Source organism: Geobacillus sp., assembly GCF_017515625.1.
Lineage (GTDB): Bacteria > Bacillota > Bacilli > Bacillales > Anoxybacillaceae > Geobacillus > Geobacillus stearothermophilus.
Genome location: NZ_JAFWFM010000081.1, coordinates 1 through 6,286, shown reverse-complemented (window position 1 = coordinate 6,286; position 6,286 = coordinate 1). Strand labels below are relative to the sequence as shown.

The following is a 6,286-nucleotide window of genomic DNA, read 5'->3' as shown; positions in this document are numbered from 1 at the left end:
ATGCTGGGAAACCCAATCGTGTCGAGACTTCGACTCCATTTCGAATGTTCACCTATTAGGTGAAGAACCCCGAGTGCAATATTTTGCTGATTGATCCAGTTTTCTTGGCAGCTTTGAACGCGTCTTTATCACGGATTCAGGACTTATTTTCCCGAATCGCTTCCTCTTTTCGTCGGGATATGTATAATAATGTTTAGTTTCCACTAGGGCGTCGATTGCGACTTTCGTCATGCAACAAACGTCTTGCATCGACGCGGCATGTCTTAACCAACATTTCAAACAATTGATGGTGAAGGAAATGGTTCTGTTGCAAATTGAAGAAAAACGACAACAAATGATTGAATTGGCGCTCACGTATGGGTTCACGGCCAAAGAGACGATCGAATGCAGCCAAGAGCTTGACCAATTGATCAACCAATATTTGCAGCACACGAGAATGTTGGAATCGCCTTCCCCGTCCGTTCAGTAAGCGGGGGTTTTTATTGCCCCGGCCGGCGGCGAAACGGCGGCCGCGTTCCGTATGTCCCCCACCTCCACATCCACTCAACCGGACCATAATGAAAACGCGCAAACCAAAAGCGGCTTATCCACACTTGAGTCGCATACAAAGCAAACGCAATCAACATCTCCTGCCATGCGCTTGTGCGTCCGTACCACCCAAGCCCATAACCATAAAACAGCGACGTGCAAACGAGCGATTGCGCGAGATAATGAGTGAGCGACATTTTGCCAACGTCTTGCCACCACCGCCAAGCGCGCTGCCAACTTCGTTTCCCGCAGACGAACACGGCGGCCGCCGCGTAGAACACCGCCAATGCTGCGCCTCCAAAGCTGTCTTGGATGTACATGGTCAAGTTGTTGACCCCAGCCCAATACGGAATGGTTTTCAGTGCTAAACCAAAACATAGCGCCCACCTCATCAGGCGGCGCAGCTTCGCAGGCGAGTGACGATCGGCTTCAAGCGAACGTTGGTCGGCGGCATAGCCGCCAAGCAAACAAAACGGCAGCACGGTCAACACCGTAAGCAAAAGCCCTCCATCGTCGTTGATATACATCCAGTCGTTCCACCGTTGCCAAAACACGTCACGAAACGTTCCGTTTCGATAATGGCGAACCGCCGCGGCCGCCGCGGTCTCGTGGCCGCCGGCTGTCTCCATTTCTCCGGTCAATACATTGAGCGTTAACAACAGCGCCATGATGCCGTGAAAAAGAAAAAAGACGGCAACAGCCGCCGTCCGCCACCAACGAGGCGGGGCGGCGAAAAAGAAAAGCATGATGAACCCGACGAGGGCGTAGGGGATTAAAATATCGCCAAACCAAAGGCCAAACGCATGAGCAATGCCGATCCCAAGCAAAAGAAAGAAGCGGCGCAACAGAATCGGAATCGGCCGCTTTCCGCGGCTGCTGATCCGGCGAAACATGGTCATCGCCCCGAACCCGAATAAAAACGCAAACAACGGATAGGCGCTCGCTTCAAACAATACGTCGACGACCGCGTCCAAAACTCGGTCAAAAGCACCGCCCTTGACGCTTTCGTTGTATAACGCTGGCGAGGAAACATAACGCATGTTGACAAGCAAAATGCCAAGCAAGGCGAATCCACGCAACACATCCGCCGCGGCGATTCGCTCGGTCGATCTGATCATCGCTTTCTCCCTTCTTTCTACTACCTAGTCGTCTGCGCAATCGGCGGCGCCTTACCGCCTTTCCAGCACGCCCGTATCCTTATTCATTTCATTCGGCGCGCTCTCCTCTGTCCGTCTGAAGACACATGCCTGTATCATCAGTTGACATAGCGACCCGATTTTCCGATTGCATCCCAATATTGGCGGCGCAAGTGTACTTTCTGAATTTTTCCGGAGGCTGTTTTCGGCAGCTCATCAACAAACGTAACACCCGTAATGGCTTTGAAATGGGCTAGTTTTTCCCGTGAGAAGGCAATCAGCTCTTCCTCTGTCACATTGTACCCTGGTCGGACGACGACAAACGCACGCGGCGTTTCGCCCCATTTTTCGTGCGGTGCGGCAATGACCGCTACCTCGAGCACAGCAGGATGTTCATAAAGCGCCCCTTCGACTTCAATCGACGAAACATTTTCTCCTCCGCTAATAATAATATCCTTTTTCCGGTCGACGATATCAATATGCCCGTATTCATCGACGGTCGCCATATCGCCGGTATGCAGCCACCCGTCACGGATCGTTGCGACGGTTGCTTCTTCGTTTTTCCAATATCCTTTCATGACGCCATGGCTGCGGACGATCACTTCTCCAATCGTTCGGCCGTCCACCGGCACTTCCTCGCCGTTGTCATTCACCACCTTCACTTCACAGCCGATCATCGGATAGCCGGCTTTTGCCTTGATCCGCTGCTTTTGCTCCACAGGCAGTCCGTCAAGCTGCGGACGAATGAGCGAAATCGTGCTGAGCGGAGATGATTCGGTCATGCCGTACACCTGGATAAACTCCCAGCCGAGCTTTTCCTCAACGCGTGCGATAAACGCCGGCGGCGGTGCGGAACCGGCGCTGACGACTGGGCGGCGAGCCATTCATCGTAAGCGATTTCATCAATCACCGCCTCTGTTTTATGGTGGACAATGATCTCCTCGACCGTTTCAAGCTTGTTTTTGACTGATGCAATCAGCCCGTACAGCTCCTGATCCACAAACAACACTTTCGTTTCGCTATGATTCAAAATAAAAACGTAATCATCCGGTTTCAGCCGCGTATTCAGCGGCACCATCACCCCTCCCACTTCAAACACGCCGTAAAACCCTTCGAGCATCTCGAGCGTGTTGGGCGCCAAGTACGCCACGCGGTCGCCTTTGCGAACGCCAAGCCCCCGCAGCCCGTTGGCAAGCCTCGACACTCGTTCGCCAAGCTGCCTGTATGTCACCGTCCGTCCGGAACAAATCATCGCCGGCTTGTCCCCGTACAAAGCGACAGCGCGGTCTAAAAAATGGGTCAGAACAAGCGGTACGTTCATTCTCCCATCCCCCCAAGCTTATATTTTAGAAAATTCATAATTATATTATAGATGAAGATGGACAAAAGAAAAAGACGGTCTTTTTGGTCATTCGGCCGTCTAATTGTTCCCTTTCGCTCCAGCGTCGAACACATCCGGGTCCACTGTATTGGTGACGCTGCAAAACGTATTCGTCTGCAAAAAGTCGCCCGTATTGCCGCCGCCGGCGCCTGAATTCGTCTTTGAGGTGCTTTTGGGAGCGATTTGCAGCACGTCGCCCATGTTCACCGTGCCGTTGCCGCCTACACTCGTCACTTTAATCCCGCCGATGACGATCGCTGGCATCGGTTGTCCCTTCCTTTCCATTCCTTCTCATTAGCATATGCTGACAACTTAACTGCCGATTGGACATCCGCCCCTCGTTGAACCAGTTACGTGTTTTTTTCATACAATATGCTATAACAATGGGAACAAAAGGAGGGGGCGCGAGTGCCTTCGTTTATCAGCGGACCGATTAAAATCACTCATGTGAGCGGAGATGGCACGGTCAATTTTGGCGATGTTTTGCAAATCGCCCCAAAGAGTACGTCCAAATCGCACACCGGCTCTGGGGGAAGCAACAACGGTGATTTCCTGCAAACGAACACATTTGTCAGCTTTACCAACACCGGCGATCCGGATATGATAGACGCGAACAACGCCGCGAACAATTAGGGCGAACGTCAGCCGGCTTGCGCCCATACACTATAGCAGCAACTGCGAAGCTGGGAAAGGAGCATGCCCCATGCCGGCTTTTGTCGGAATCGTGAAACTGAACAGCATCGGAAGCAGCAGCGTGTTCCATATCGGCGACGTGTTTGCGATTTCCCCGCAAAGCGTGACGAAAACGTTCGCTGGCGCCGGTTCGTTTAACACCGGCGACGGGCTTCATATCTGTAACTATTACAGCAATACGAATACGAATGACGCCGATGTCGCCGATGAAAATGTCATCGGGAACGTATGAAGGAGGAGAAGGAGGTTGAATGTTTACATCAGCCAAAGCATTTGCATCCATCAATTGCGGATTGGCTCCGTCACCAACTCATCCGTTTTGCAAATCGGCAGCGCCGGCAGCATCCAAGCATTGTCAACGCTTGCCAACACCGGCGGTTTCACTGGCCCGGCTTCGCAAGCGACCGTGCCGCTTGGCACCGCCGCCCAGCCGTCCGCTCCTCTCGTTCCTCTCCATTCGGCCACCCGCTAAATGCAGAGAAAAAAAGTGATGAGGACGACAGGCCGTCCATATATTGAAGTAAGAGGGGAATGTAGAGAGGATGATGGTGCACCATGAGTATATACGACTATTTCGTCCAACTGCGCCGCTATTTATTATGGCAGACAAACAAAGTACGGACGCTCGAACGACGTCTTTCCGTTCTCGAAGCCCGGCTGCGGGAGCTGGAATCGCAGCCGCGCACTACGATCGAGCGGATTGAATACAAATTTGACCAGCTGAAAGTGGAAACGCTCGAAGGAACGCTCAATATCGGCATCGCCCCACCGGGGGCCGGCGGCACCATCGAAGATTTCGCTGTCGAACCGGTGAAAACCGTCGTCCCAAAGCCGGAGCCGGTGTTGATGCGCCCGATTCAGGAAAAAGTAGCCGCCTACTTAAACAGTGAGGCGGCAGAAACATTGAAGCGGCTTGAGCAGCAATACAACCGCCGCCTTGATGATACGTACCGGCAGTTTATTTTGCAAGATATCGCCCGACAGACGGATGAACGCATCCGCTTTTATTTGCAAGAGAAAGCAAACCAAGGCTATGTTCCCGCGGGCGATCGCGATGAAACGGTCGAAAACGAGATCTTCCAAAAAGTGAAAGCGGATATTGAACAATCGCTCGACGCGTTTTTGAAACACTTGCCTTCAGGGGAGGAATCAACGTGAATTATACCGTCATTAACCGCGATGTGCATGTCGGGGACATCCGCTTGACAGCCGTCGCCAGCGCCTCGCTGTTTTTAATCGGCGATGCTGATGCGATTCACTTGTCATCAGCGTTTGACACACCGCCCGAATCACTTATCATCGGCCCGTTCGTCCCGCTCGTGCCGGCTCGGGGTGGGGCATCGTGAAACGGACATCGATCGTTCAGGCGCTCCATGCCGAAACGTTGATTATTAGCTCTGTGCTGCAAATCGGCGACTCTGAACGGATTTCCGCCCGCACACGCGCTTTAGCCGTGCAGCGGCAATACGAGCTGTTTTTCGAGCCAGAAGGGGAACAAACATTCCCGATTTTTACCAAACCGATTCCACGCTGGTCTTCCCCGCCGCCGGTTGCATCACAACAGACGCTCCACGAATCCCCGGTCATTTCCGTCCGGTCGATCCGCGTGCTAGGGATCTCCTCTTCGGCCGTTGTCCACATCGGCTCAACCTCCATCGCTGAAGGCGAAGCGCGCATCAAACATATCCGCCAGCTGGCCGGCCCGATGCCGTCAGCAGCAGATATATAGAGGCAACGAGGAAGTTTAACATGTCCCCTGACGGAAAAACGGTTTGCCCCTTTTCGACTGTCGAGGGAAAGCCACAGGCTTCTCCGTCACGCCTTGGCGTGACGGAGGACCGAACAACCGCCTGCTTCACAGACCTATATAATGGGTCTGGAAGTGGCGTTGTTCGGTCGCCCGACAGTCGATCAAATACTCGGTAAAAGTTGCAAATGGTAAATCTTCAAATTGCATCTATCCTGAAAATACCCGAACTTCAAAATGTGTAAAGTTGTAAAATTCAACATAGAGGTCTTTTCATCCTTCCGATGGTGACGAAATTTTTTTGTCATGGGAGTCTATATAGAAAGGAAGAGCTGTAATGCCTTCATTCGTCGGTCCGATCAAAATCAACAGCGTCGGCAGCGGCGCGGTCGTGCAAATGGGCGACTGCTTGTATATCGCACCAAAAGTCGCCACGAAAACGCAGGCTGGATCCGGCGGGTTCAACACCGGCGACTTTATCATGACAAACAACGCAATCAGCTTTACAAATGCGTTTGATCCCGATGTATCTGACCAAAACGTGGCCGCCAACAACTAAATGGGGGCAAGGACCGCCCCCTATCCCCCCGTTCCTTCAATCCAGTGGGCCGGACTAACCAGCCGGCGCAGCGGCCGCTGGCAACGCATCCGCCAAGCACTGCTCCCGACAGACGGGTTACATCCATTCAAGCCGGACGCGTGTGCCGGGGCCGGACGGCTCCGCCGGCTCGACAATGAGACGGCGCGGCAGCCGGTTGCGAATCTCTTGGACATGGCTGATGACGCCGACAGCCAGCTGCT

11 protein-coding genes and 1 pseudogene are annotated in these 6,286 nt (G+C 53.1%); 8 read left to right on the top strand and 4 right to left on the bottom strand.

All coding sequences use genetic code 11. The annotated features are described in order from the left end of the window. Nucleotides 1–298: 298 nt before the first annotated feature. A complete protein-coding gene (locus IKE44_RS05285; protein ID WP_033013892.1) occupies nucleotides 299–469 on the top strand; it encodes an aspartyl-phosphate phosphatase Spo0E family protein in 171 nt (56 codons plus the stop codon). A 10-nt stretch (nucleotides 470–479) separates the two neighbouring features. Here the strand turns inward: IKE44_RS05285 and IKE44_RS05280 are convergent, their stop codons facing one another. The 3 genes and pseudogenes from IKE44_RS05280 to IKE44_RS05270 form a co-directional block, all read right to left on the bottom strand. After that, nucleotides 480–1,646, bottom strand: a complete 1,167-nt coding sequence (locus IKE44_RS05280) for a DUF418 domain-containing protein (protein ID WP_287465217.1) — start codon at nucleotides 1,644–1,646, stop codon at nucleotides 480–482. Nucleotides 1,647–1,783: 137 nt separating this feature from the next. Next, a pseudogene (locus tag IKE44_RS05275) lies at nucleotides 1,784–2,985 on the bottom strand (AMP-binding protein). A 99-nt stretch (nucleotides 2,986–3,084) separates the two neighbouring features. Then, nucleotides 3,085–3,309 carry a spore germination protein gene (locus tag IKE44_RS05270; protein ID WP_033013815.1) on the bottom strand — a complete coding sequence of 75 codons (225 nt, stop codon included), beginning with the start codon at nucleotides 3,307–3,309 and terminating at the stop codon, nucleotides 3,085–3,087. Between the two features lie 144 nt (nucleotides 3,310–3,453). Between IKE44_RS05270 and IKE44_RS05265 the strand changes: the two genes are divergently transcribed. The 7 genes from IKE44_RS05265 (at nucleotide 3,454) to IKE44_RS05235 (ending at nucleotide 6,044) form a co-directional block, all read left to right on the top strand. Beyond that, entirely contained in the window at nucleotides 3,454–3,678 is a 225-nt protein-coding gene (locus IKE44_RS05265) for a spore germination protein (protein ID WP_033011656.1), read from the top strand. A 70-nt stretch (nucleotides 3,679–3,748) separates the two neighbouring features. Continuing rightward, on the top strand, nucleotides 3,749–3,970 hold the full coding sequence (locus tag IKE44_RS05260; RefSeq protein ID WP_287465214.1) for a spore germination protein: 222 nt from the start codon (nucleotides 3,749–3,751) through the stop codon (nucleotides 3,968–3,970). 15 nt (nucleotides 3,971–3,985) lie between these two features. After that, nucleotides 3,986–4,210: a spore germination protein GerPB gene (locus IKE44_RS05255; protein WP_033011652.1), complete on the top strand. Its 225-nt coding sequence runs from the start codon at nucleotides 3,986–3,988 to the stop codon at nucleotides 4,208–4,210. Nucleotides 4,211–4,293: 83 nt separating this feature from the next. Beyond that, nucleotides 4,294–4,896 (top strand): spore germination protein GerPC, encoded by a 603-nt coding sequence (gene gerPC, locus IKE44_RS05250; protein ID WP_033011650.1) that lies wholly within the window; start codon nucleotides 4,294–4,296, stop codon nucleotides 4,894–4,896. Continuing rightward, nucleotides 4,893–5,084 carry a hypothetical protein gene (locus IKE44_RS05245; protein ID WP_033013817.1) on the top strand — a complete coding sequence of 64 codons (192 nt, stop codon included), beginning with the start codon at nucleotides 4,893–4,895 and terminating at the stop codon, nucleotides 5,082–5,084. The genes gerPC and IKE44_RS05245 overlap by 4 nt, the downstream gene beginning before the upstream one ends. Further along, complete coding sequence (locus IKE44_RS05240; protein ID WP_033013818.1) at nucleotides 5,081–5,467, top strand: spore germination protein GerPE; 387 nt, start codon at nucleotides 5,081–5,083, stop codon at nucleotides 5,465–5,467. The genes IKE44_RS05245 and IKE44_RS05240 overlap by 4 nt, the downstream gene beginning before the upstream one ends. 355 nt (nucleotides 5,468–5,822) lie before the next feature. After that, complete coding sequence (locus tag IKE44_RS05235; protein ID WP_033011644.1) at nucleotides 5,823–6,044, top strand: spore germination protein; 222 nt, start codon at nucleotides 5,823–5,825, stop codon at nucleotides 6,042–6,044. Between the two features lie 117 nt (nucleotides 6,045–6,161). On the opposite strand, the gene IKE44_RS13830 is transcribed toward IKE44_RS05235, so the two are convergent. Next, nucleotides 6,162–6,286, bottom strand: a 125-nt coding sequence (locus tag IKE44_RS13830) for a hypothetical protein (protein WP_483299806.1), incomplete at its 5' end; no start/stop codon positions are given.